Source organism: Pseudomonas stagnisoli, assembly GCF_048595745.1.
Lineage (GTDB): Bacteria > Pseudomonadota > Gammaproteobacteria > Pseudomonadales > Pseudomonadaceae > Aquipseudomonas > Aquipseudomonas alcaligenes_A.
Map to the genome: position 1 here is coordinate 3,586,878 of NZ_CP184361.1, position 24,700 is coordinate 3,611,577.

Annotated in this window: 22 protein-coding genes; 8 read left to right on the top strand and 14 right to left on the bottom strand. The window is 65.4% G+C overall.

Annotation, left to right across the window (positions count from 1 at the left end; translation table 11 throughout):
- The first annotated feature begins 19 nt into the window (after positions 1-19).
- The gene (locus tag ACOAPY_RS17300; RefSeq protein WP_021701376.1) at positions 20-820 is read left to right on the top strand and encodes a cyclic nucleotide-binding domain-containing protein; all 801 of its coding nucleotides are present in this window, start codon (positions 20-22) and stop codon (positions 818-820) included.
- A 265-nt stretch (positions 821-1,085) separates the two neighbouring features.
- On the opposite strand, the gene ACOAPY_RS17305 is transcribed toward ACOAPY_RS17300, so the two are convergent.
- Together ACOAPY_RS17305 and ACOAPY_RS17310 are read right to left on the bottom strand one after the other, a co-directional pair.
- Positions 1,086-2,099 (bottom strand): DUF481 domain-containing protein, encoded by a 1,014-nt coding sequence (locus ACOAPY_RS17305; RefSeq protein ID WP_465154138.1) that lies wholly within the window; start codon positions 2,097-2,099, stop codon positions 1,086-1,088.
- Between the two features lie 95 nt (positions 2,100-2,194).
- Positions 2,195-3,193 carry a DUF481 domain-containing protein gene (locus ACOAPY_RS17310; protein WP_465154139.1) on the bottom strand — a complete coding sequence of 333 codons (999 nt, stop codon included), beginning with the start codon at positions 3,191-3,193 and terminating at the stop codon, positions 2,195-2,197.
- Here ACOAPY_RS17310 and ACOAPY_RS17315 point away from each other — a divergent pair.
- Together ACOAPY_RS17315 and ACOAPY_RS17320 are read left to right on the top strand one after the other, a co-directional pair.
- Positions 3,192-3,584, top strand: coding sequence for an MGMT family protein (locus ACOAPY_RS17315; protein WP_465156834.1), 393 nt, complete (start codon positions 3,192-3,194; stop codon positions 3,582-3,584). The two genes, ACOAPY_RS17310 and ACOAPY_RS17315, sit on opposite strands and share 2 nt — an antisense overlap.
- A 34-nt stretch (positions 3,585-3,618) precedes the next feature.
- The gene (locus ACOAPY_RS17320; RefSeq protein ID WP_076428119.1) at positions 3,619-5,226 is read left to right on the top strand and encodes an AmpG family muropeptide MFS transporter; all 1,608 of its coding nucleotides are present in this window, start codon (positions 3,619-3,621) and stop codon (positions 5,224-5,226) included.
- Between the two features lie 30 nt (positions 5,227-5,256).
- On the opposite strand, the gene ACOAPY_RS17325 is transcribed toward ACOAPY_RS17320, so the two are convergent.
- Both ACOAPY_RS17325 and ACOAPY_RS17330 read right to left on the bottom strand, forming a co-directional pair.
- Entirely contained in the window at positions 5,257-6,084 is an 828-nt protein-coding gene (locus ACOAPY_RS17325) for a mechanosensitive ion channel family protein (RefSeq protein WP_465154140.1), read from the bottom strand.
- Between the two features lie 101 nt (positions 6,085-6,185).
- Positions 6,186-6,665 (bottom strand): YajQ family cyclic di-GMP-binding protein, encoded by a 480-nt coding sequence (locus tag ACOAPY_RS17330; RefSeq protein ID WP_021701370.1) that lies wholly within the window; start codon positions 6,663-6,665, stop codon positions 6,186-6,188.
- Between the two features lie 150 nt (positions 6,666-6,815).
- Here ACOAPY_RS17330 and ACOAPY_RS17335 point away from each other — a divergent pair, with 150 nt between their 5' ends.
- Genes ACOAPY_RS17335 through ACOAPY_RS17350 form a run of 4 tightly spaced genes read left to right on the top strand, consistent with a single transcriptional unit; the run spans position 6,816 to position 11,335 of the window.
- The gene (locus ACOAPY_RS17335; protein ID WP_076584148.1) at positions 6,816-7,781 is read left to right on the top strand and encodes a response regulator; all 966 of its coding nucleotides are present in this window, start codon (positions 6,816-6,818) and stop codon (positions 7,779-7,781) included.
- Positions 7,778-8,692, top strand: a complete 915-nt coding sequence (locus tag ACOAPY_RS17340) for a putative 2-dehydropantoate 2-reductase (RefSeq protein WP_465154141.1) — start codon at positions 7,778-7,780, stop codon at positions 8,690-8,692. Before ACOAPY_RS17335 ends, ACOAPY_RS17340 begins: the two co-directional genes overlap by 4 nt.
- A gap of 55 nt (positions 8,693-8,747) precedes the next feature.
- Entirely contained in the window at positions 8,748-10,760 is a 2,013-nt protein-coding gene (locus ACOAPY_RS17345) for a sensor histidine kinase (RefSeq protein WP_465156836.1), read from the top strand.
- Complete coding sequence (locus ACOAPY_RS17350) at positions 10,760-11,335, top strand: cob(I)yrinic acid a,c-diamide adenosyltransferase (RefSeq protein WP_272795090.1); 576 nt, start codon at positions 10,760-10,762, stop codon at positions 11,333-11,335. The genes ACOAPY_RS17345 and ACOAPY_RS17350 overlap by 1 nt, the downstream gene beginning before the upstream one ends.
- Positions 11,336-11,386: 51 nt before the next feature.
- On the opposite strand, the gene ACOAPY_RS17355 is transcribed toward ACOAPY_RS17350, so the two are convergent.
- From ACOAPY_RS17355 to secA, 4 genes are all read right to left on the bottom strand, one after another.
- Positions 11,387-12,328: a Nudix family hydrolase gene (locus ACOAPY_RS17355; RefSeq protein ID WP_465154142.1), complete on the bottom strand. Its 942-nt coding sequence runs from the start codon at positions 12,326-12,328 to the stop codon at positions 11,387-11,389.
- The gene (locus tag ACOAPY_RS17360; RefSeq protein WP_465154143.1) at positions 12,325-12,957 is read right to left on the bottom strand and encodes a glutathione S-transferase family protein; all 633 of its coding nucleotides are present in this window, start codon (positions 12,955-12,957) and stop codon (positions 12,325-12,327) included. The genes ACOAPY_RS17355 and ACOAPY_RS17360 overlap by 4 nt, the downstream gene beginning before the upstream one ends.
- 167 nt (positions 12,958-13,124) lie before the next feature.
- Positions 13,125-14,342: a bifunctional glutamate N-acetyltransferase/amino-acid acetyltransferase ArgJ gene (gene argJ / locus ACOAPY_RS17365; RefSeq protein WP_465154144.1), complete on the bottom strand. Its 1,218-nt coding sequence runs from the start codon at positions 14,340-14,342 to the stop codon at positions 13,125-13,127.
- A gap of 99 nt (positions 14,343-14,441) precedes the next feature.
- Positions 14,442-17,177, bottom strand: a complete 2,736-nt coding sequence (gene secA, locus ACOAPY_RS17370) for a preprotein translocase subunit SecA (RefSeq protein ID WP_465154145.1) — start codon at positions 17,175-17,177, stop codon at positions 14,442-14,444.
- Positions 17,178-17,412: 235 nt separating this feature from the next.
- Between secA and ACOAPY_RS17375 the strand changes: the two genes are divergently transcribed.
- Complete coding sequence (locus ACOAPY_RS17375) at positions 17,413-17,865, top strand: DUF721 domain-containing protein (RefSeq protein WP_465154146.1); 453 nt, start codon at positions 17,413-17,415, stop codon at positions 17,863-17,865.
- A gap of 69 nt (positions 17,866-17,934) precedes the next feature.
- Here the strand turns inward: ACOAPY_RS17375 and lpxC are convergent, their stop codons facing one another.
- The 6 genes from lpxC to murC form a co-directional block, all read right to left on the bottom strand.
- Positions 17,935-18,846, bottom strand: coding sequence for a UDP-3-O-acyl-N-acetylglucosamine deacetylase (gene lpxC, locus ACOAPY_RS17380; RefSeq protein WP_076428143.1), 912 nt, complete (start codon positions 18,844-18,846; stop codon positions 17,935-17,937).
- 106 nt (positions 18,847-18,952) lie between these two features.
- Positions 18,953-20,152: a cell division protein FtsZ gene (ftsZ, locus tag ACOAPY_RS17385; RefSeq protein WP_076428146.1), complete on the bottom strand. Its 1,200-nt coding sequence runs from the start codon at positions 20,150-20,152 to the stop codon at positions 18,953-18,955.
- Positions 20,153-20,204: 52 nt separating this feature from the next.
- The gene (gene ftsA / locus ACOAPY_RS17390; RefSeq protein WP_021701358.1) at positions 20,205-21,449 is read right to left on the bottom strand and encodes a cell division protein FtsA; all 1,245 of its coding nucleotides are present in this window, start codon (positions 21,447-21,449) and stop codon (positions 20,205-20,207) included.
- Between the two features lie 22 nt (positions 21,450-21,471).
- A complete protein-coding gene (locus tag ACOAPY_RS17395) occupies positions 21,472-22,347 on the bottom strand; it encodes a cell division protein FtsQ/DivIB (RefSeq protein WP_465154147.1) in 876 nt (291 codons plus the stop codon).
- 3 nt (positions 22,348-22,350) lie between these two features.
- Positions 22,351-23,292 (bottom strand): D-alanine--D-alanine ligase, encoded by a 942-nt coding sequence (locus ACOAPY_RS17400; protein ID WP_465154148.1) that lies wholly within the window; start codon positions 23,290-23,292, stop codon positions 22,351-22,353.
- Positions 23,289-24,689 carry a UDP-N-acetylmuramate--L-alanine ligase gene (murC, locus tag ACOAPY_RS17405; RefSeq protein WP_465156838.1) on the bottom strand — a complete coding sequence of 467 codons (1,401 nt, stop codon included), beginning with the start codon at positions 24,687-24,689 and terminating at the stop codon, positions 23,289-23,291. The genes ACOAPY_RS17400 and murC overlap by 4 nt, the downstream gene beginning before the upstream one ends.
- Positions 24,690-24,700: the final 11 nt, after the last annotated feature.

The following is a 24,700-nucleotide window of genomic DNA, read 5'->3' on the forward strand; positions in this document are numbered from 1 at the left end:
AGTTCAAGGAATTACCGACATGTACCTACTCGGGGAGCAACCGGCCTACGCCGATCAGCTGATCCAACGCCTGCAGAGCATTCCCATGCAGTTGCTCGAAGGGCTGCAGCCCAGCGGTTCGCCCCTGCGCCTGGAACAGGTCGAGGATCTGGCGAAGATACTGCCTGGCAACCAGCTGTACATCATCGAGAACGGCCTGCTGCATGCGCAGGTCGATGATCGCCCGCTGTTCTACCTGCAAGAAGGCGATCTGGTTGGGCTGCGCCAGGGCATCGATCTGCCCAGCTGCCGTTACAGCAGCGAGGAGCAACTGACCCTGGTGCCCTACTCGCGCAGCGAAGTGTTCAAGCACATCTACGGCAGCGAGCAGCGCCAGGAACTGTTCATCCAGTACCTGATCGGCCATACCGCCCTGCTCTCCGACGCCCTGGCCCGCCTGAAGCAGCCGGAGATCCGCCCGGCCACCGGCTTCCAGCATTTCGCCGCCGGCGAGGAGCTGATCCATCAGGGCGACGATGCCGACCACGTGTTCGTGATCATCGAAGGCCACGCCGAAGCCTGGGTGGACGGGCAGAAGGTCGGTGACGTGCAGAAGGACGAGATTTTCGGCGCCATGGCCGTGTTCACCCGCGAGAAGCGCAGTGCCACGGTCATCGCCAGCGAGCCCTGCACCGTGATGGTGATTCCCAAGGACCAGTTCCTCAGCCTGATGCAGAGCAACCCGCGCATCGCCCACAGCCTGATCGAGAGCATGGCGCGACGCATCGACCTGATGAACAAGGAAGTGACCCAGCTGCGCGCTCAACTGCAGCCGGCCTGAAACGCGATCGAATGACCAAACCCCGGCCCAGGCCGGGGTTTGTTTTTTCCGGCATCTGCCAATCAGTCGAAAATAATTCTCATCCAGGCATTGACTGCAAAATGAGAATTGTTATTATTACACCAACTGGTCGCGAGATCAGCCGATAAGCTCAAGAGACCACAGCAGTCGGACTCTTCAGATTATCTCCTCATCAGGCTAATCACGGTTATTGACCCGGCACTTTGCCGGGTCTTTTTTTGCCTGCAAAACCTCGCCCGCAGCCTTACCAGCCCACACCCAGGCCGATCACATAGCGGCGCTCGTTGGTATCGCCCTGCTCGGCGGAGACCTTATCCCACTCGGCCTTGAGGGTCAGCGCTGCCCAGCTGTTGAGCTTGTAGCGCAGGCCCGCTTCGGTATCGATGATGTAGTCGATCTCATCGACGAAGGGCGCGCCCAGCTCACCCTGGGAATACAACTCCAGGTTCTTGCCGTACAGGTAGCGCTTGTAGTCCCACTCCATGGCCGCAGAGTTGAAGTGCTCGCTGCTGCCATCGGCAAACACGTAATCGTTGCGGTTGAGCAGCCCGGTCATGGAGAAGGCGCCCAGCGCATCGTCCCAGAACTGGTAGCCGGGGCCGCTACCCACGGTGCGCTGGGTGCGCAGGTCTTCGATACGGTCGTGGCTGTACTTCAGCTGGCCCTGCCAGAAGAACTGCCGGGTGATGAAGCGATCGAGGTCGTAGCCCAGTTCGACACGGTCGGTCTTGCGCTCGTCATCCTTGGTCTCGTGGTCGTACTCTGCGGCAATTCCGTGACGCCAGGCACCGTGGCGCATGCGGGTGTCGAGATCGATGTCGTAATCCTTGATGTCATTCTCGGCCTGCTTGTAGTCGGCGGAGACGCTGAGGTTGCCGGTCCAGGCCAGGTCCTGCACCAGCGGCTTGGGCGGCAGCATCTGGCTGATCGAACTCAGCTCGACCACCTTGGGCGCCTCGCCATTGACCAGTTCGACCTGGCCCTGCCCGGCCGGCCGCAGCGACTTGGCGCGCTCGCCGACAAAGTCGCCCTGTTTGATCAGCAGCTCGCGCTCGCTCTCCAGCGTGGCGATCTTGCGGGCATCAAGGGTGATGGTGCCGGCGTAGTCGGTCTTCAGCAGCAGCTTGCCGCTGTCGAACAACTCAATGCTACCGGTGAGCTTGTCGCCATTCTTGAGCCAGACGGTATCGGCCAGCAGTGGCATAGTGGTGGCGGCAAGCGCCAGGGACAGCAGGGAACGCAGCAGGGTCATGGGCATCAGCGGTCTGGACGGGAAAAAGGCGCGCATTATCCGGATGCGCGCCGCCTGAGCAAGCACAGACCGACCTGCCGCCAGCAAAGTTCACCCTCCGGCTACCAACCGATTCCCAGGCCAATCAGGTAGTGCCGATCAGAGGCGGTTATTCCCAGGCCCCGCAGCTGATTCAGCTCGTAAAGCAATGACAGCCGAGCCCAGTCATTGAGGTGATAGCGCAAGCCAGCCTCGCCATCGAAGACATAGTCGATGACATCGACCTGCGGCACCTGCACTTCGGCGGTGGAGTAGAACTCCAGGCGCGTGCCCCAGAGCAGGCGCTTGTAATCCCACTCCAGCGACCAACTGTTGAACTTTGCCTCCCCGATAGGACTGTAGAGCTCAATACGATTGAACTTGGTGATCAGATCCAGCCGCCCCAGTTCGTCGTCCCAGAAGCGATAACCCGGGCCGCTGCCATAAATACGCTGGCGGGTGACATCCTCGAACTGATCCTCGTCCTGTTCGAAGCCCACGCGCCAGAACCAGTGATCGGTCAGGAAGCGATCCAGGTCGTACTCCAGCTCCCAGTTGTCTTCAGTCTTCTGCCCGTTCTTGGTTTCGTGCTCCAGCTCACCGCGCAGCAGGTGGCGCCAGCGGCCGTGCTCGATGCGTGTGTTGCCCTTGAGTTTCCACTCATCGGTGCGGTTCTGGTTGCGTTCCATGTCCAGTTTGGCGTCCAGGTTGCCCTCCCAGACACGATCCTCCAGAAGGGGCCGAGGCGGCACCAGGCGATCGATCTCGGCCAGCGCAACCACCTGCTCATGGCCATTGACCACCCGCACCATGCCCACGCCGGCGGCGCGCAGGCGCTCGCTGCTCTCGCTGTCGCGGCCGGCGCGGCGCAGCATCAGGGGCTTGTCCGCGCTGAGGGTGTCGATATCCTTCCAGTCGATCAGCACGCGCCCGGCATACTTGGTCTTGAACGACAGCTTGCCGCCATCGAGCAGCAGGATCTCGCCGGTCAGGCGATCACCATTGTTCAACCACACCGTGTCGGCGAACGCCGAACAGCTGAGGCTCAGCAACAGACAGGACAGCAGGATGCGCAACGACATGGACAGGGTACCGGGCAATCAGCGGCTCACAGGCGCAGACCATGCACCAGCGCTGGAGGTCACGGCAAGCCCCGAAGCCCGGCGTGCGGCACTCTATTCGGTGCTGGCGGCAATTCCCGAAGGCAAGGTGGTCAGCTACGGCGAGCTGGCCGCCTTGGCGGGGCTTGGCCGCGCTGCACGCTGGGTCGGCCACACCCTCAGCCAACTGCCGGACGACACCCGCCTGCCCTGGCACCGCGTGCTCGGCGCCGGTGGCCGCCTCAGCCTGGCGGCAGGCACTCCGTCCGGCAAGGAACAGCGCGCGCGACTGCGCGCCGAGGGCCTGATCATCCGTAACGACCGTGTCGACATACGCCGCCACGGCTGGCGCCCGGAGGAGGCAAAGGGGTAGAGTGCGCCCTTTGTCCGAACTCCCGACCAGCCCCATGCCCCGTAGAACCTGGCGCGCCGCCCTCGCCACCTATGCCCACCCGGCCACCCTGGCCCTGCTGCTGCTGGGCTTCGCCGCCGGCCTGCCCTACATGCTGGTGTTTTCCACCCTCTCGGTATGGCTGCGCGAGGCCGGCGTGACCCACCAGACCATCGGTTACGCCAGCCTGATCGGCCTGGCCTATGCCTTCAAATGGGTCTGGGCACCGATGCTCGACCAATGGCGCCTGCCGCTGCTCGGCCGCCTCGGCCGCCGCCGCTCCTGGCTGGTACTGTCACAGGGTCTGGTGGCGTTCGGCCTGATCGGCATGGCGCTGTGCGACCCGCAGCAGCACCTGTCCTGGCTGATCGGCGTGGCCGTGGTAGTGGCCTTCGCCTCGGCCACCCAGGACATCGCGGTGGATGCCTATCGCCTGGAAATCGTCGACGACACCCGCCAGGCCGCCCTCGCCGCCAGTTACATGGCCGGCTACCGGGTCGCCGCCCTGCTGGCCACTGCCGGCGCCCTGTACTTTGCCGGCTGGTTCGGCAACCCGGACAGCGGCTACCAGCACGGCGCCTGGGCCAGCACCTACCTGCTGTTCGCCATGCTGATGCTGCCAGGGCTGATCACCACCCTGTGGATGCGCGAGCCGCCGGTGCCGCTGCAGACGCAGATGGCGGCGGCACGCTACGGCCTTTACCGCCAGCTGGCCTCGGTACTGGTGCTGATCGTGCTGCTGGTCTCGGTGCCGGCGATGTTCACCCAGTTCTTCCGCAGCGACATCAGCCTGCTGTTCAGCGGCGAAATCGGCCTGGGCGAGCTGCTGCGCGAGGACCGCGCCACCCTACGCTTCCTGCTCTATACCATCCTCACCGCCGTGTGCCTGTCACGCATGGGCCGTCGCGGCCTGGCCCCGGTACTGACACCGGTCAACGACTTCATCCTGCGCTACCGCTGGCAGGCCCTGCTGCTGCTCGGCCTGATCGCCACCTATCGCATGTCCGATACGGTAATGGGCGTGATGGCCAACGTCTTCTACATCGACATGGGCTTCGCCAAGAGCCAGATCGCCAGCGTCAGCAAGCTGTTCGGCCTGGTCATGACCCTGCTCGGCGCCGCTCTTGGCGGCCTGCTGATCGTGCGCTTCGGCATCATGCCGATCCTGCTGCTGGGCGGCGCAGCCTCGGCCGGCACCAACCTGCTGTTCGCCACCCTGTCCGGCCTCGGCGCCGTCGCTGAACCGCTGCTGTACGGCAAGCAGACGGTCAGTCATCTCGTGTGGGCATTGGACCCGCACATGCTGATGCTGGTGCTGACCATCACCCTCGACAACCTCAGTTCCGGCCTGGCCACCGCCGCCTTCGTCGCCTACCTGTCGAGCCTGACCAACCTGAAGTTCTCCGCCACCCAGTACGCTCTGCTCAGCTCCATCATGCTGCTGCTGCCACGCCTGGTCGGCGGCTATTCCGGGGTCATGGTCGAGAAGGCCGGCTACGCCCAGTTCTTCCTCGCCACCGCGCTGCTCGGTATCCCCACCCTGCTGCTGATTGTCCTGCAATGGGGGCGCGAACACCGCGAGCGCAACAATGCGGCACCGGCCGCCAGCGAAGCACCGAAATGACAGAGGCCGGCGATTGCCGGCCTCTGCGTCTCACTGCTGGATCAGGTGCACCACCCGCTGCGGAAAGGGAATGCCGATGCCCACGCGCTCCAGGCGCTCCTTGGCCTGCTCGATGAACTCGAAGCTGACCGGCCAGTAATCCGCCGAGGCCACCCAGACACGCAACGACAGCGCCACCGCATTGTCGCCCAGGCCGGTCATCACCACCTGCGGTGCCGCCGGCTCCTGGCGCACGCGCGGATCGCGGGCGATCTCCAGCAGCACCTCACGGGCCTGACGGATATCACTGGCGTAGTCGATGCCAAGGTTGATATCCACCCGCCGCACGGCTTCGCGCGAATGGTTGACGATGTTGCCGTTGGACAGGCTGCCATTGGGCACCACCACTACTTTGTTGTCGGCCGTCTTCAGCGTGGTGTGGAAGATCTGGATGCTGTCGACGCTACCGGAAACGCCCTGCGCCTCGATCCAGTCGCCAATGCGGAACGGGCGGAACAGCAGAATCAGCACACCGCCGGCGAAGTTGCCGAGGCTACCCTGCAGGGCCAGGCCGATGGCCAGGCCGGCGGCACCGATGGCGGCGACGAAGGACGCCGTGGAAACCCCGACCATGGACGCCACGCTGACCAGCAGCAGCACCTTGAGCAGAATATTGCTCAGGCTGCCGATGAAACTGGTCAAGGCGCGATCCACCTTGCGCCCACCCATCAGGCGTTGCAGGCGCAGGCTCAGGCGATTGATCAGCCACCAGCCCAGGGCCAGGGTCAGCAGCGCCAATGCCAGCTTGCCGCTGTACTCCAGCACGACCGGCAACCAGCTCTCGGACAGACTGACCAACTGTTCGAACTCGATCTGCATGCTTCCACTCCTCTTTTCGGACTGCAGAAACGACACCGCCATGGCGAACCATGGCGGTGAAGGATGTGACCATGGGACGGCGCAGCAGCGCCAGGGTTCCCTCAGTCGCGGAAGTTGTTGTATTGCAGCGGCATGCCGAACTCCTTGCCACGCAGGGCGGCAATGGCCTCCTGCAGGTCGTCGCGCTTCTTGCCGGTAACACGCACCTGCTCACCCTGGATGGCGGCCTGCACCTTGAGCTTGCTGTCCTTGATATGGGCGACGATCTTCTTCGCCAGCTCCTTGTCGATCCCCTCGCGGAAGGTCACTTCCTGCTTCATCACCTTGCCGGAGGCATAGGCATCCTTGGCTTCCATGCACTGGCAGTCGATCTTGCGCTTGATCAGGCTGGCGCGAACGATATCGAGCACCTGCTCCAGCATGAACTCAGCTTCGGCGGTCAGGGTGAGGGTCTTGTCCTTGCTTTCGATGCTGCACTTGCCGCGCAGGTCGAAGCGACGGTCGAGCTCCTTGATGGCGTTGTCGACCGCGTTGGTCAGTTCGTGCTTGTCCAGTTCCGACACCACGTCGAACGAAGGCATGGGGCTTGCTCCTGATGGACGGCGCGATCCTCCTCACGGACTGAACGCGCCTGACTTGACGATAAAAATGGCGCGCTCATTATAACCAGTCTGATACACGTCGCTCAGCCAACCTGCGGCGCCACCTTTTCTAGCAGCGAGCCCCACTGAATGCCCAACCCCCATCTCAGCATCCTGGTGGTGGACGACGCCAAGTTCTCCAGCGCCATCATCGGCCGTGCTCTGAGCCAGGCCGGCTACCAGGACGTGCGCTTCGCCAACAGCGCCGCCGAAGCCCTGCGCCTGCTGGAAAAGCGCCCGGCCAGCGTGCTGCTGGCCGACTGGCTGATGCCGGAGATGGACGGCCTGGAGCTGACCGGCCGGGTGCGCCAACTGGACGAGACGGCAGAGCACTACACCTACGTCATCCTGCTCACCGGCAAGGAAGGCGAGAACGTGCTGGTGGAGGCCTTCGACCGTGGCGTCGACGACTTCATCAGCAAGGCCGCGATGAACGAGCAGCTGGTGCCGCGCGTGTATGCCGCCGACCGCCTGTGCAACACCCTGCAACGCTTGCTCAACGAGAACCGCATGCTGACGATGAACGTCGCCAGCCTGGAGCAGCGCAACCTGGTCGACTCACTGACCGGCCTGGGCAACCCGCGCTACCTGCAACAGAAGCTGCAGGACTGCCTGCGCCAAGTGGAGTCGCGCGGTGGCGCGCTGTGCTACCTGCTGATCGGCCTGCAGGAAGGCGAGGCACTGCGCCGCCAGTATGGCAACGGTTTCTGGAACGAAGTGCTGCACGGTGTCGCCCGACGCCTGCAGCAACTGGTGCGTCCGCTGGACGTGCTGACCCGCGTCGACGACACCCACTTCGGCATGATCGCCCTGCTCGACGACCTGCACGAGTGCTCGCCGAGCAGCTTCAAGCGCCTGCATGAGGGGCTCAATCTCAAGGCGTTCAAGACCAGCGAGGGCTTCATCAGCCTCAAGGCCGGCATCTCCCTGGTCGGCCTGGACGCCAAGTCGCTGCCGGTCGACCCCCAGTACCTGTTCGCCGAAGCCGCCCGCCTACTACCGGAAGCCTACAGCAGCGGCCGGGTCAGCGCGGTGCGTCTGCCACTGCCACAGTGAGCACCTGGCATATTCTCGGCGCCGGCAGCCTGGGCGGGCTGTGGGCCGCACGCCTGGCTCGCGCCGGTTTGCCGGTGCGGCTGATCCTGCGTGACCAGGCCCGTCTGAGCCGCTACCGCGCCGCCGGTGGTCTGACCCTGATCGAGGACGGCCAGGCCAGTCTGTACCCCATCGCAGCGGAAACCCCACACAGCGACATCCCCATCCGCCGCCTGCTGCTGGCCTGCAAGGCCTACGACGCCGAGGAAGCCGTCGCCGAACTGGCACCGCGCCTGGCGCCGGGTGCCGAGCTGGTCCTGCTGCAGAACGGCCTGGGCAGCCAGGACGCAGTGGCCAGGCGCCTGCCGCGGGCACGCTGCCTGTTCGCCTCGAGCACCGAGGGCGCCTTCCGCGAGGACGATTTCCGCGTCGTGTTCGCCGGCCGCGGCCATACCTGGCTGGGCCTGCCGGGCGAGCAGCGCCCTCCGGAGTGGCTGGTCGACCTGCAGACCGCCGCGATCCCGCATGAGTGGAGCACCGACATAGTCGCCCGCCTATGGCGCAAGCTGGCCCTGAACTGTGCGATCAACCCGCTGACCGTGCTGCACGACTGCCACAACGGCGGTCTGCGTGACTGGCCGCAGGAGGTCGTCGCACTCTGCGCGGAGCTGACCACACTGCTGCGTGCCGCCGGCCAGGACGCAGCGGCGCTCGACCTGCACGCCGAGGTCCTGCGGGTGATCGACGGCACCGCGGCCAACTATTCGTCCATGCATCAGGACGTGGCCCGTGGCCGACGCACCGAGATCGCCTACCTGCTCGGCCATGCCTGCCAGGAGGCCGCGCGCCTGGGCCTGGAAGTCCCCCTGCTGCAGGCACTGCTGCAGCGCCTGTGCGCGCATCTGGCGGCCCGCGGATTGCCCGTGACCTGAAGCGGCGCTAACCTGCCCCTCCACCCTGCACGCGGAAGCCCCGCCCTTGAGCCGTCTGCGCCAACGCCTCGACAACCTGCCGGTCGGCCGCAAGCTGCTGGCCGCCCTGCTGGTACTGTTGGCCACCGTGCTGCTGGTGGCCAACCTGACCTTCATCAGCGCGGCCTACTGGATTTCCCAGGAGAGCGTCGCCCCCCAGGCCCTGCAGACCCTCGGCCGGCTGATCGCCAGCCCTGAGCTGAGTGGCCGCGCGCTGTCTTCGCCACGCGCCGCCCGTGAGTTACTGGAGCGCCTCGACGGCTACACACCGCTGCGCGCTGCCGCCCTCTACGATGCCCGGGGCATCCGCCTGGCCGAGCTGCAGCTGGGCGAGCCGTTGCAACTGCCGGAACATGGCGACCAACTGGAACACTGGCGCCAGGGTGAGTTTCGCGCCACCCACCTGATCGACCTGCCGCAGCCGGGCAAGATCCCCGGGCGCCTGCTGCTGGTGGCGTCCAGCGAACTGCCCGGCGCCTTCTACACCGGCACCGTCACCGCCAGCGCGGTGATCCTGGCCTTCAGCCTGCTGCTCTGGGCACTGATCGCGCGGCAGATTCGCCGCCTCATCACCCGCCCGATCCGCAAGCTGGAAGAGGTGTCACGCCAGGTCACCCGCGAGGAGAACTACGCCCTGCGGGCCGCGCGCGGCAACCAGGACGAGATCGGCAGCCTGGCCGATGCCTTCAACACCATGCTCAGCCGCATGGAGGCACGCGAGCAACAGCTCAAGCGGGCCCGCGACGACGCCGAGAGCGCCTTCGCCCAGGCCCAGAGCCTGGCCGAGGAAACCCGCCATTCCAACCGCAAGCTGGAACTGGAAGTGCAGGTGCGCAGCAAGATCGAGAAGAAGCTCACCGGCTTCCAGAATTACCTGAACAACATCATCGACTCCATGCCCTCGGCGCTGATCGCCCTCGACGATCAGCTCTACGTCACCCAATGGAATCAGGAGGCCAGCGCCCTCTCCGGTACGCCGCTGGATGAGGCGCTCAACCAGCCGGTGTTCCTCGCTTTCCCGCCGCTCAAACCCTTCCTCGCCCAGCTCAAGCGCACGGCCGAGCAGCACCGGGTGGAGAAGGTCGAGCGGGTGACCTGGCGCAAGGGCGAGGAAGCCCACCACTACGCCCTGACCTTCTACCCACTGATGGGCGCCGGCGGCCGTGGCGCGGTGATCCGTATCGACGACATCACCCAGCGCCTGTCGCTGGAGGAAATGATGGTGCAGTCGGAGAAGATGCTCTCGGTCGGCGGCCTGGCCGCCGGCATGGCCCATGAGATCAACAACCCGCTCGGCGCCATCCTGCACAACGTGCAGAACATCCGCCGGCGCCTGTCGCCCGAGCTGACCAAGAATCAGGACCTGGCCGTGGAGGCCGGTATTGCCCTCGACGACGTCAATGCCTATCTGCAGAGCCGCGAGATTCCCCAGCTGCTCGACGGCATCGCCCAGGCCGGCTCGCGCGCGGCCAAGATCGTCAGCCACATGCTCGCCTTCAGCCGCCGCAGCAACCGCCAGCTGGCCCCCTGCGACCTGCCACAGCTGATCGACCAGGCGCTGGAGATCGCCGGCAATGATTTCGACCTGACGGAAAGCTTCGACTTCAAGGCCATCGCCATCGAGCGCGACTTCGACCCGCAGCTGGGCCCGGTGCCGGCTACCGCCAACGAGCTGGAGCAGGTGCTGCTCAATCTGCTGAAGAACGCCGCCCAGGCCATCCACCTGCGCGACGACGCCAGCGAGCCCGGCCGCATCACCCTGCGCACACGCCTCAATCCGCCCTGGGCGGAGATACAGGTGGAAGACAACGGCATCGGCATGCCCGAGCCGGTGCGCAAGCGCATCTTCGAACCCTTCTTCACCACCAAGGAAGTCGGCCAGGGCACCGGGCTGGGTCTGTCCGTCTCCTATTTCATCGTCACCAACAACCACAAGGGTCAGCTGGAGGTGCAATCCTCCCAGGGCCAGGGTACCTGCTTCACCCTGCGCCTGCCGCTGACCGCACCTAGCGAAGGTACGGGCAACTGATGGGCTATCGACTGAGCAAGATCTACACAAAGACCGGCGACAAGGGCGAAACCGGACTGGCCGACGGGCGCCGGGTGGGCAAGGACCACCCGCGCGTGGAAGCCATGGGCGAGCTGGACACCCTGAACAGCCAGATCGGCCTGCTGCTGGCCGAGCTCGCCGAGCAGCAGGCCGCCTGGCCGGGGCTGACAGAAATCATCGAAGTCCTGGCGCCCTGTCAGCATCGCCTGTTCGACCTCGGCGGCGAACTGGCGATGCCGGACTACCAGGCCCTGCAGGAAGCCGAAGTGGAGCGCCTGGAGGCGGCCATCGACCTGTGGAACGAGGAAGTCGGCCCGCTGCGCAACTTCATTCTCCCTGGCGGTTCGCGCGCGGTGGCCCAGGCTCATGTTTGCCGCAGCCTGGCGCGCGGTGCCGAGCGCCGCTGCCAGCACCTCAACGCAGTGGAGCCGCTGCGCCCGGTGGGCATGGCCTATGTCAACCGCCTGTCCGATCTGCTGTTCGTCGCCGCACGTCTGATCGCCCGCCGCACTCAGATCGACGAAGTGCTGTGGCAGGCGGCACAGAAGCCGTAGGGTGGAAAACGACCACAGGTCTTTTCCACCTGTATGACGCGGCTTTCCGCCCTACACCGGCCAGAACGCGCGAATCCCCGCCACGCCCTGAGCGCCAGCCTGCCAGGCACGCTGGCGGTCCTGCGGGCCGACGCCGCCGAGCAGGTAAACCGGGATATTGCTGGCACGCAGCAGCTCGGCAGCCCGCTCCCAGCCCAGCGGCGTCGCCTGCGGGTGGGTCTGGGTCGCCTGCACCGGCGACAGGGTGACGAAATCCACGCCCATGCGCGCGGCCAGGGCCAGCTCTTCGGCGTCATGGCAGGACGCCGCCAGCCAGCGCTGGCCGGGGAACGGCCGACCGTTGGGCGCGTACTTGCGCAGCTGCGCCGCCGTCAGGTGCCAGCCGGCCGCCGGGAAGTCGCCCAGCCACTCCAGCGGCCCCTTGAGCATCAGCTGCGCCTTGCCGGCGCACAGGCCCTGGATATCCACGGCCAGGTCGCGGTACTGCGGGTCGAACATGTTCGGCGCGCGCAGCTGGATCAGACGCACACCGGCGGCCAGGGCCGCACGCACGCCACGCAGCATCTCGGCGGGCTCCAGGCCTTCCGGGGTGATCAGGTAAGTATCGGGCAGTCGCGCCGCCGCCACGATGGGCTGGTTGGCGGCGGGGAATTCGTAGTCGAGCAGTTCGCGCTCGCTCGCCCAGGCCAGCGGCTGGCCTTCGGCGCCGTGCGGCTCGCCGGTGAAGGATGAAACCTCCCAGACATCCAGCAGCACCTGCTTGTCCGGGTAGTCATGCTGAACCTGGATCAGCGGCCGGGCCGCCTCGACGCGAATACCCAGCTCCTCCTCCAGCTCACGGGCCAGGGCCCGCTCGACGGCTTCGCCCTCCTCCACCTTGCCCCCGGGAAACTCCCACAGGCCACCCTGGTGCTTGTCCTGCGGGCGCTTGGCGATCAGCACTCGACCATCGGCGCCGCGAATCACCGCCGCGGCCACATGCACACGCTTCACCCCTGCACCTCCTGCAGAGCCACCTGGTACCAGCGGCGGAAGGCCGGCCACTGGTAGATGGTCTCGACGTAGGCCGCAGCCTCGGCCGGCAGCACCACGCGATAGCTGCGCAGGCGCGCCGCCACCGGTGCGAAGAAGGCATCGGCGATGCTGGCATGGCCGAACAGGAAGGCGCCGTCCTGGCCGAAGCGTTGGCGGCAGTCGGCCCACAGACGGCACACGCGGTCGATATCGGCCTGGGCCTCGGAGGGTAGCTCGGCCAGCGCCTGGTCGCGCGCCAGGTCCATGGACAGGTGGCTGCGCAGGGCGACGAAACCACTGTGCATCTCGGCGCAGACGCTACGCGCCAGGGCGCGGGCGTATTGCCCACGCGGCCACAGGTGCGCCTCGGGGAAGCGCTCGGCCAGGTACTCGGCGATGGCCAGGGAGTCCCACACCGGGCCTTCCTCGGTCAGCAGCACCGGCACCTTGCCAGTCGGCGAATGGCTCAGCAGGCGGGCCCGACTGTCCGGCCGGTACAGCCGTTCGAGGATTTCCTCGTAGGGCTCGCCCGTCAGATCCAGGGCCAGGGCCGCGCGCAGCGACCAGGAGGAATAGTTCTTGTCGCCGATCACCAGCTTGAGGGACATGTCCGCTCTCCTAGAAAGGTGGTAGACGGAGGGTACGCGGCGCGGGCGGCCGCGAACAATTCCGCTTGCGCATGGGCCCATGAACGACAGGAATGGCGGTGCGAGGCGGCGCCTGCAGCACCCTCACCCCTAGCCCCTCTCCCAAAGGGAGAGGGGATGGGCATTGCTCAGGTGCGGTATTCGGCGTTGATCTTCACGTACTCATGGGACAGGTCGGTGGTCCAGATGGTTTCGCTGCACTCGCCACGGCCCAGCTCGATGCGGATGCTGATCTCCTCGCGGGCCATGACTGCGGCGCCCTGCGCCTCGGTGTAGGTCGCCGCGCGGCCACCCTTGCTGGCGATGCAGACTTCGCCGAGGAACACGTCGATCAGGCTGACGTCCAGGTTCGGCACGCCGGCATAGCCGACGGCGGCGAGGATGCGCCCCCAGTTGGGATCGGAGGCGAACAGCGCGGTCTTGATCAGCGGCGAGTGGGCCACGGCGTAGGCCACGTCCAGGCACTCCTGATGATTGCCGCCGCCGTTGACCTGCACAGTGACGAACTTGGTGGCACCCTCGCCGTCGCGGACGATGGCCTGAGCCACTTCCATGAACACCTCCAGCACCGCCTGCTTGAGCTTGGCGAACAGTTCGCCGGAGGCCGAGGTGATTTCCGGCAGTGCAGCCTGGCCAGTGGCGATCAGCATGCAGCAGTCGTTGGTCGAGGTGTCGCCGTCGATGGTGATGCGGTTGAACGACTTGTTGGCGGCGTCGCGCACCAGATCCTGCAGCACCTCGCGGGCCACCTTGGCATCGGTGGCGATGTAGCCAAGCATGGTCGCCATGTTCGGCCGGATCATGCCGGCACCCTTGCTGATACCGGTCACGGTGACCGTCACGCCATCATGCTGGAACTGGCGGCTTGCGCCCTTGGGCAGGGTGTCGGTGGTCATGATGCCGGTGGCGGCTTCGGCCCAGTGATCTTCATCCAAGTCATCCAGCGCGGCCTGCAGGGCGCCTTCGATCTTTTCCACGGGCAGCGGCTCGCCGATCACCCCGGTGGAGAACGGCAGCACGGCAGTCTCGCCGACGCCGGTCAGCGCCGCCAGCGCGGCGCAGGTGCGGCGAGCATTGGCCAGGCCGTCCGGGCCGGTACCGGCGTTGGCGTTGCCGGTGTTGGTCAGCAGATAACGCACCTCACCGGCCACGCGCTCGCGGGTGACGATCACCGGCGCGGCACAGAAGGCGTTGGTGGTGGTCACGCCGGCCACCCGCGAGCCTTCGGCGCAGCGCATCACCACCACGTCCTTGCGCCCCGGGCGCTTGATGCCGGCGGAGGCGATACCGAGTTCGAAACCGGGAACGGGGTGCAGCTTGGGCAGGGGACCGAGACCAACGGCCATAGGAGACGCTCCTTCGTAGGCAGTGAAGCAGGTGGTGGAAAAACGCCGCGAGCGGCAGAGCCGGTCGCGGCGTTTTGTATATAGCAGGCTGGGCGCGGCTTAGCCGACCTGGCCGTGGCAGTGCTTGTACTTCTTGCCGGACCCGCAGGGGCACGGTTCGTTGCGACCGATCTTCGGCTCGCTGCGCACCGGGGTGGCAACGGCCACGTCGCCCTCGGCGGCTTCCGCGGCCTCGGCAACCGGCATGGCGGACGCCTCGGCATGCTGGAACTGCATACGCTCGGCCAGGGCCTCGGCCTCGCGGCGCAGACGGGCCTCCTCCTCGATCGGATCCTCGCGGCGCACCTGAACGTGGGAAAGCACGCGAATGGTGTCGCGCTTGATCGACTCGAGCAGCTCCTGGAACAGGGTGAAGGACTCGCGCTTGTACTCCTGCTTCGGGTTCTTCTGCGCGTAGCCGCGCAGGTGGATGCCGTGGCGCAGGTGATCCATGGTGGCCAGGTGATCCTTCCACAGGTCGTCCAGCACGCGCAGCAGCATCTGCTTCTCGAAGGTGCGCAGGGCCTCGGCACCGGCCAGGTCTTCCTTCTCGTGATAGGCGGCGAGCAGCTCGGCGAGGATTTTCTCGCGCAGGGTTTCCTCGTACAGCTTGTCGTCTTCATCCAGCCACTGCTGGATCGGCAGGCGCAGACCGAAGTCGCTGTACAGCGCCATCTCCAGGCCGGTGATATCCCACTGTTCCGGCAGCGACTGCGGCGGCAGGTGGTTGTTGATGGTGGTGTTGAGCACTTCCTGGCGGAACTCGACGATGGTGTCGCCGATGTTGTCGGCCGCCAGCAGGCTGTTGCGCATGTGGTAGATCACCTTGCGCTGCTCGTTGGCCACGTCGTCGTATTCGAGCAACTGCTTGCGCATATCGAAGTTGCGACCTTCGACCTTGCGCTGCGCCTTCTCGATGGCGTTGGTCACCATGCGGTGCTCGATGGCCTCGCCGGACTGCATGCCCAGTGCCTTCATGAAGTTCTTCACCCGGTCAGAGGCGAAGATGCGCATCAGGTTGTCTTCCAGCGACAGGTAGAAGCGGCTGGAGCCTGGATCGCCCTGACGACCGGCACGGCCGCGCAGCTGGTTGTCGATACGGCGCGATTCGTGGCGCTCGGAGGCGATCACGTGCAGGCCGCCCGCTTCGATGACCTGCTGGTGACGCTTCTGCCAGTCGGCCTTGATCTGCGCGATCTGCTCTTCGCTCGGCGCTTCCAGGGCAGCCACTTCCGCTTCCCAGTTGCCGCCCAGCAGGATGTCGGTACCGCGACCGGCCATGTTGGTGGCCAAGGTCACGGCGCCCGGGCGGCCGGCCTGCGCGATGATCTCGGCTTCCTTCTCGTGGTACTTGGCGTTGAGCACCTTGTGCTCGATGCCGGCCTGTTCCAGGAGCTTGGAGACGTACTCGGAGGTTTCGATCGAGGCGGTACCGACCAGGATCGGCCGGCCCTGGGCCTGGCTTTCCTTGATGTCGGTGATGATCGCCTGGTACTTCTCTTCCTGGGTCAGGTAGACCAGGTCATTGAAGTCCTTGCGCGCCACCGGCCGATGGGTGGGGATGACCACTACGTCGAGACCGTAGATCTGGCGGAACTCGAAGGCCTCGGTGTCGGCGGTACCGGTCATGCCGGCGAGCTTCTTGTAGAGGCGGAAGTAGTTCTGGAAGGTGGTCGAGGCGAGGGTCTGGCTCTCGGCCTGGATGTTCACCCCTTCCTTGGCCTCGATGGCCTGGTGCAGGCCCTCGGACAGGCGGCGGCCCTGCATGGTACGGCCGGTGTGCTCGTCGATCAGGATGACCTGACCGTTCTGCACGATGTACTCGACGTTGCGGTGGAACAGCTTGTGCGCGCGCAGGCCGGCGTAGACGTGGGTCAGCAGGCTGAGGTTATGCGCGGAGTAGAGGCTCTCGCCCTCGGCCAGCAAGCCCGCTGCGGTGAGCATCTCCTCAACGTACTGGTGGCCAGCCTCGTTGAGTTCGACCTGGCGGGTCTTCTCGTCGACCTTGTAGTGGCCTTCCTGAGTGACCACGCCTTCCTCTTCCTCGATGTGCTGCTTGAGGCGCGGGATCAGCTGGTTGATCTGCATGTACAGCTGGGAGCTGTCCTCGGCCTGACCGGAGATGATCAGCGGGGTACGCGCTTCGTCGATGAGGATGGAGTCCACTTCGTCGACCACGGCGAAGTTCAGCTCGCGCTGGAACTTGTCTTCCAGGCTGAAGGCCATGTTGTCGCGCAGGTAGTCGAAACCGAATTCGTTGTTGGTGCCGTAGGTGATATCGGCGGCGTAGGCAGCACGCTTCTCTTCCGGCGGCATGAAGGGAATCACCACGCCGACGGACAGGCCGAGGAACTCATACAGAGGGCGCATCCAGTTGGCGTCGCGGCGGGCCAGGTAGTCGTTCACCGTGACCACGTGCACACCCTTGCCGGACAGTGCGTTGAGGTACACGGCCAGGGTACCCACCAGGGTCTTGCCCTCACCGGTACGCATCTCGGCGATCTTGCCCTCGTGCAGAGTCATGCCGCCGATCAGCTGTACGTCGAAGTGACGCATGCCCATCACCCGCTTGCCGGCTTCACGGGCCACGGCGAAGGCTTCGGGAAGAATCTGGTCGAGGGTCTCGCCCTTGGCCAGGCGCGCCTTGAACTCTTCGGTCTTGCCCTTGAGCTGCTCGTCGGAGAGAGCGAGCATCTGCTCCTCGAGGGCGTTGATCGCGCTCACTGTCTTGAGCATGCGTTTGACTTCACGCTCGTTCTTGCTTCCAAAGAGTTTCTTCAACAGTGGCGCAAACATATCGACGGATTCTTCCACTCAAGGGGATGGGGGGCGCTGCCCAGCGGCCAGCTCGACCGCATGCAAAGGGGGCATTCTACTCGGAAACGTTGGCGAGAAAAGGGCGAACTCCCGCGAGCCGCGCGGATACGCCAGACCGGCTCATGAGCTGGCCATTACCTTCATATGGGGACGACGACCGACAGCTGCAAGGGCCTTTGCTAACATGGGCGCATCGATACCCGAAGTCACCGCCATGAGCCTGCGCCCCCCACCCGCCAAGACCCCTGCCAATCTGCTGCGTGAACACAAGCCGCTGCAGGCGCTGTTCAGCGCAGCCCAGCGTCTGGGCAGGCTGCAGGCGCTGGTGGAGGCCCAGCTGGAGCCGGCGGCGCGCGAGCACTGCCAGGTCGCCAGCTGGCATGACGGCTGCCTGCTGTTGCTGACCAGCAACGGCCACTGGGCCACCCGTCTGCATTACCAGCAGCGCCGCCTGCAACGCCTGCTGCAAGTACTGCCGGAGTTCGCCGGGCTGCAGAAGATCCAGGTCAAGGTACGCCCGCCCAATACCCAGGTCGCCTATCAGGCGCACAAGACCGAGCTGTCCGAGGCCGCCGCCGTCAGCCTGCGCAGCGCCGCCGAGGGCATCGGTGATCCGAAGCTGCGTGCCGCCCTGGAGCGCCTGGCACGCAATGCCAGGCACGACTGAAGGAATACGGGGAGAAAAAAACAGGCCACCCGAGGGTGGCCTGAATACAACAGAAGGGAGGGGTATTGCTTACACGGCCGCAACCGGGCGCATGTAGGAGATCGGCGCGGTGCTGGCATCGTCGAAGATCACCACTTCCCAAGCATCTTTCTGCTCGATCAGGGTGCGCAGCAGACGATTGTTCAGCGCGTGTCCGGACTTGAAGCCCTTGAACTCGCCGATCAGGCTGTTGCCCAGCAGGTAGAGATCGCCGATGGCGTCGAGGATCTTGTGCTTGACGAATTCGTCCTCGTAACGGAGGCCGTCTTCGTTGAGCACGCGGAACTCGTCCACCACGATGGCGTTATCCACGCTGCCGCCGAGTGCCAGGTTCTGCGAACGCAGGAACTCGATGTCGCGCATGAACCCGAAGGTGCGCGCGCGGCTCACTTCCTTGACGAAGGAAGTGCTGGAGAAGTCGACGCTGGCGGTCTGGGTGCGACCACGAAACACCGGATGATCGAAATCGATCTCGAAGCTCACCTTGAAGCCGTCGAAGGGCAGGAAGGTAGCGCGCTTGTCGCCCTCCTCCACCGTCACTTCGCGCAGCACGCGGATGAACTTCTTCGGCGCTTCCTGCTCTTCCAGGCCAGCCGACTGAATCAGGAATACAAAGGGACCGGCACTGCCGTCCATGATCGGGACTTCGGACGCCGACAGCTCGACGTAGGCGTTGTCGATGCCCAGGCCAGCCATGGCCGAAAGCAGGTGCTCGACGGTGTCCACCTTGACCTCACCATTGACCAGCGTGGTCGACATGGTGGTCTCACCGACATTCTCGGCGCGGGCGGGGATTTCCACGACCGGATCCAGATCGGTGCGACGGAACACGATACCGGTATCCACCGGAGCCGGCTTGAGGGTCAGGTAAACCTTCTCCCCCGAGTGCAGGCCAACACCAGTGGCTCGGATGATGTTCTTCAGGGTGCGTTGTCTGATCATGGTTTTGGCTGCGCTTGTTGCGAACTGTTTTCAACAATGGGCGGCGATGATAGCAGAACCGCCCTTTGCTGAACACCAATCACCGATATACTCCTGATAGACAGCATCAATCAGCCTGACGACGCAGGAAGGCCGGGATGTCCAGATAATCCAGGTCATCCTGCGTATTCAGCTTGGCTGCGGCGGCGCTGCCGGCGAGGCTCTGGCGCTGAACGGTCGGGCGCTCGTAGTCCTTGTAGTTGACGGCCGGTTGCTCGGCAGCACGCGGCGCGGCGCTGATCGAAGCAGCCGGAGTGGCCACGGCAGCGGTCGCGATGGTGTTGTCGACCACCTTGACCGGCTTCTCGATGCGCGCACCCAGGCCGGTAGCCACCACGGTCACATGCAGCTCGTCGCGCATGTCCGGATCGATCACCGCGCCGACCTTGACGGTCGCCGCTTCCGAGGCGAAGGCCTCGATGATCTCGCCGACGGCGGCGTATTCGCCCAGGGACAGATCCAGACCGGCGGTGATGTTGACCAGGATGCCGCGCGCGCCCTGCAGGTTGACGTCTTCCAGCAGCGGGTTGCGGATGGCCGCCTCGGTGGCCTCGCGGGCGCGGTTCGGGCCGCTGGCGCAGCCGGTGCCCATCATGGCCATGCCCATTTCGCCCATCACGGTCTTCACGTCGGCAAAGTCGACGTTCATCAGGCCCGGACGCTGCATGATGTCGGAGATACCGCGGACGGCGCCGGACAGCACGTCGTCAGCCTTGGCGAAAGCGGACAGCAGGCTGGCATCCTTGCCCAGGATGGTCAGCAGCTTCTCGTTGGGGATGGTGATCAGCGAGTCGACGCAATCGGACAGGGCGCGGATGCCCTCGTCGGCGACCTGCATGCGCTTGCGCCCTTCGAACGGGAACGGACGGGTCACCACGGCAACGGTGAGGATGCCCATCTCTTTCGCCACTTCGGCGATGATCGGTGCCGCACCGGTACCGGTGCCGCCACCCATGCCGGTGGTGATGAAGACCATGTCGGCACCATTGAGTACCTCGGCGATACGCTCGCGGTCTTCCATGGCAGCCTGACGGCCGATTTCCGGATTGGTACCGGCACCCAGGCCCTTGGTCACGCCCGGGCCGAGTTGCAGCACGGTACGCGCACCGACGTTCTTCAACGCCTGGGCATCGGTGTTGGCGCAGATGAATTCGACGCCCTCGATGTTGTTCTTGATCATGTGATTGACGGCGTTACCACCACCGCCACCCACGCCGATGACTTTGATAACTGCGCTTTGCGGAACGTTATCTACGAGCTCGAACATTTCCCCTCTCCTTCTTTTTTAATTATCGCCTACAGCTACCGCGGGTTTCACATCAGAAATTGCCCTGGACCCAGCGTTTAAGCCGTTCCAGTACCGGTGTTTTGGGCTCATCGCCATACTGAATCCCAGGCGCGTGGAAACCGTCGGACTGTTTCCGCAGCCCGTACATCAGCAGGCCCACGCCTGTGGAATAGATTGGATTACGCACGACGTCGGTCAGTCCTTTGACGCTGTGGGGTACGCCCAAACGCACCGGCATGTGAAAGATCTCTTCGGCCAGTTCGACGGCGCCTTCCATCTTGGCGGTGCCGCCGGTGAGGACGATCCCTGCCGGAATCATGTCCTCGTAGCCACTGCGCCGCAGCTCGGCCTGAATCAGCGTGAAGAGCTCGTCGTAACGAGGCTCGACTACCTCGGCCAGAGCCTGACGGGACAGTTCCCGCGGTGGCCGGTCACCCACGCTGGGCACCTTGATGGTTTCCCCCGGACCGGCCAGTTTGGCTAGGGCGCAAGCATACCGAATCTTGATTTCCTCGGCATACTGGGTCGGGGTACGTAATGCCATTGCAATATCATTTGTGACCTGGTCGCCAGCAATCGGGATCACCGCGGTGTGACGGATCGCACCATCGGCGAAAATCGCGATGTCGGTGGTACCGCCCCCGATGTCCACCAGGCACACGCCCAGCTCCTTCTCGTCCTCGGTCAGCACCGAGTAGGCGGAAGCCAGCTGCTCCAGAATGATGTCGTCCACTTCCAGGCCGCAGCGACGCACGCACTTCTCGACGTTCTGCGCGGCATTGGTGGCGCAGGTGACCACATGCACCTTGGCCTCCAGACGCACGCCGGACATGCCCAGCGGCTCGCGCACACCTTCCTGGTTATCGATCACGTAGTCCTGCGCCAGGGTGTGCAGCACGCGCTGGTCAGCCGGGATGGCCACGGCCTGGGCGGCGTCGAGCACGCGCTCGAGGTCGGCCGGGCTGACTTCACGGTCGCGGATAGCGACGATGCCATGGCTGTTGAGGCTGCGGATGTGGTTGCCGGCGATGCCGACGAAGGCCGAGTGGATGCGGCAACCGGCCATCAGTTGCGCCTCTTCGATGGCGCGCTGGATCGACTGCACGGTGGACTCGATGTTCACCACCACGCCCTTCTTCAGGCCGCGCGACGGGCTGGTGCCGATCCCGACGATATCCAGCTCGCCATCGGCCGTCACCTCGCCCACCAGCGCCACCACCTTGGAGGTGCCGATATCCAGGCCGACGATCATCTTGCCGCTCTGCACGCTTGCCATGATCTCTACTGTTCTCCTCGATTCACTGGGCGCCAGCCGTTTCGGCCGGAACCACTGGCGCCACCGGCTCGCGCCAGGCCACGGCAAGGCCGTTGGCATAGCGCAGGTCGACACGCGCGATATTCGCGATCTGCTGCTTGAGCACCTTGTCGTGGATGCTGGCGAACCGGCGCATCTTGTCGACCAGGTGATCACGACCCAGGAGGATGTCCACGCCCTGGGCGGTACTGATGAACCAGCTGCCGTGCTCGCGCAGCTCCAGGCTGCTGATGGTGAAGCCCAGCGGCCGCAGCAGCTGGCTGAGCACCTGGTACTGCTGCATCACCTGCTGCTGGGCGCGTTGCGGCCCGGACAGCAGCGGCAGGTGTTCGTAGTTGGCCGCCTCGCGCGGGGCGAAGGCACGGCCCTGATTGTTGAGCAGCGCCTCGCTGCCCCAGCGGGCCACCGGCAGCTGCTCTTCCAGGGTGATCGACACCTGGTCCGGCCACACCCGGCGCACTTCGGCATGGGCGATCCAGGGCATCTGCTCCAGCTCGGCACGCATGCCGGCCAGGTCGATGGTGAAGAAACTGGCCGCGGTGTACGGCGCGATACGCTCCTGCACCGCCTGCTGGCTGATGTAGCTCAGCTCGCCCTGCACGCTGACCCGGGCAATCGGCCGGTCGGCATAGGGCAGCAGACGCTGGGCGCCCTCATAGGTCCCCAGACCCAGCGCCACCAGCAGCAACGGCCAGCCGAGGCGCTTGAAACCACGCCCAAGGCCACCAAAATCCGGCTTCGGCAGGCGCGCGGCCAGCGGTTCCTTGGCCACCATCCGGCTGGCACCACGCGCAGCGATAGGCTGGCGCCGGCTGGCGCCTCCTATCGGCTGCGAGTGGTGACGGAGGGTGGCGACCATGGCTTAACCCCTCGCCTCGACGCTGTCGGCCAGGATCGCCAGCACCAGCTGCTGGAAGTCCAGACCGGCGGCACGCGCGGCCATCGGTACCAGGCTGTGATCGGTCATGCCCGGCACGGTGTTGACTTCCAGCAGCCAGAACTGGCCATTGGCATCCTGCATCACATCGGCGCGGGCCCAGCCCTGAGTGCCCACGGCCTCACAGGCGCGCGCGGTCAGCGCCTTGAGCTCCGCCTCCTTGTCGGTCGACAGGCCACAGGGGATGCGGTACTGGGTGTCATTGGCCAGGTACTTGGCGTCGTAGTCATAGAAGCTGTGCGGGGTGCCCAGGCCGATCGGCGGCAGCACCTGACCGCGCAGCATGGCCACGGTGAACTCGGGGCCGGCAATCCACTGCTCGACCAGTACCTGCGAGTCGTACTGGCTGGCGTCCTTCCAGGCGGCGATCAGCGCGTCGACATCGGCGACCTTGGCCATACCGATGCTGGAACCTTCATGGGCCGGCTTGACGATCAGCGGGAAGCCCAGCTCGGCGGCGGCCGCGCGACAGTCCGCCTCGCTGGCCAGCACCGCGTGGTTGGGCGTCGGCAGGCCCAGGCTCAGCCACACGCGCTTGGTGCGCAGCTTGTCCATGGCCAGGGCCGAGGCGAGGATGCCGCTGCCGGTGTAGGGGATGCCGGCGCATTCCAGCAGGCCCTGCATGGAACCGTCCTCGCCGCCGCGACCATGCAGCACGATAAAGGCGCGATCGATCTTCTCGGCCGCCAGGCGCTGCAGGAAGTCGTCACCGACGTCGATGCCGAAGGCATCCACGCCGGCGCTCTGCAGCGCTTCCAGCACGGCGGCACCGGACTTCAGCGATACCGCGCGCTCGGCGCTCTTGCCGCCGAACAGCACGGCGACGCGGCCGAAGGCCTTGGGATCGAGGGTGGAATGCAGGCTCATTTCGCGTCACCTTGGAACAGCGGGTGCTTGATCAGTTGCGGGGCCACGCCACCGATATCGCCGGCGCCCTGGCACAGCAGGATGTCGCCGGCACGCAGCAGCGGCTTGATGATGGGGGCGAGATCGACACCCCGCTCGACGTAGATCGGGTCGAGTTGGCCGCGCTGGCGGATGCTGTGGCACAGGTGACGGCTGTCGGCACCGGGAATGGGTTCCTCGCCGGCCGGGTAGACCTCCATCAGCAGCAGCACGTTGGCATCGCCCAGCACCTGCACGAAGTCCTCGTAGAGGTCGCGGGTACGGCTGTAGCGGTGCGGCTGGTACAGAATCACCAGGCGGCGCTCGGCCCAGCCGCCGCGCACGGCCTTGATTACCGCGGCGACTTCACGCGGGTGATGGCCGTAATCGTCGACCAGCATCACGCTGCCACCCTCGACCGGCAACTCGCCGTACACCTGGAAGCGCCGGCCGACGCCCTGAAAGCCCGACAGGCCCTGGACGATGGCGGCATCCTCGATGCCTTCATCGGTGGCGATGGCGATGGTCGCCAGCGCGTTCAATACATTGTGATTGCCTGGCATGTTCACCGACACGTCCAGCGGCGCGCGATCACGGCGCAGCGCGGTGAAGTAGGTGCGCATGCCTTCCTGACGCACATTGATGGCACGTACGTCGGCATCTTCCGAGAAGCCGTAGGTCACGGTCGGACGGGCCACCTGCGGCAGCAGTTCGCGCACCACCGGGTCGTCCACGCAGAGCACGGCCAGGCCGTAGAACGGCAGGTTGTGCAGAAATTCGACGAAGGTCTTCTTCAGTACATTGAAGTCGCCGCCGTAGGTGCTCATGTGGTCGGCGTCGATATTGGTGACCACCGAAACCATCGGCTGCAGGTGCAGGAAGCTGGCGTCGCTCTCGTCCGCCTCGGCGATCAGGTAGCGGCTGCTGCCCAGCTGGGCATTGGTGCCGGCAGCGTTCAGACGGCCGCCGATGACGAAGGTCGGGTCCAGGCCGCCGGCGGCGAATACCGACGCCAGCAGGCTGGTGGTGGTGGTCTTGCCGTGAGTGCCGGCCACGGCCACGCCATGGCGGTAGCGCATCAGCTCGGCGAGCATCTCGGCGCGCGGCACCACCGGGATGCGGCGCTCCAGGGCGGTGGCCACTTCCGGGTTGGCGGTGTTGATGGCGCTGGACACCACCAGCACGTCGGCCTGCTCGGCATTTTCGGCACGGTGGCCGATGAACACGGTGGCGCCGAAGCTTTCCAGGCGCTCGGTCACGGCCGAAGCCTTGAGGTCCGAGCCGGACACTTCGTAGCCCAGGTTCAGCAGCACCTCGGCGATGCCGCACATGCCGGCACCGCCGATACCCACAAAGTGGATGCGGCGGATGCGGCGCATGCGGCGGATTT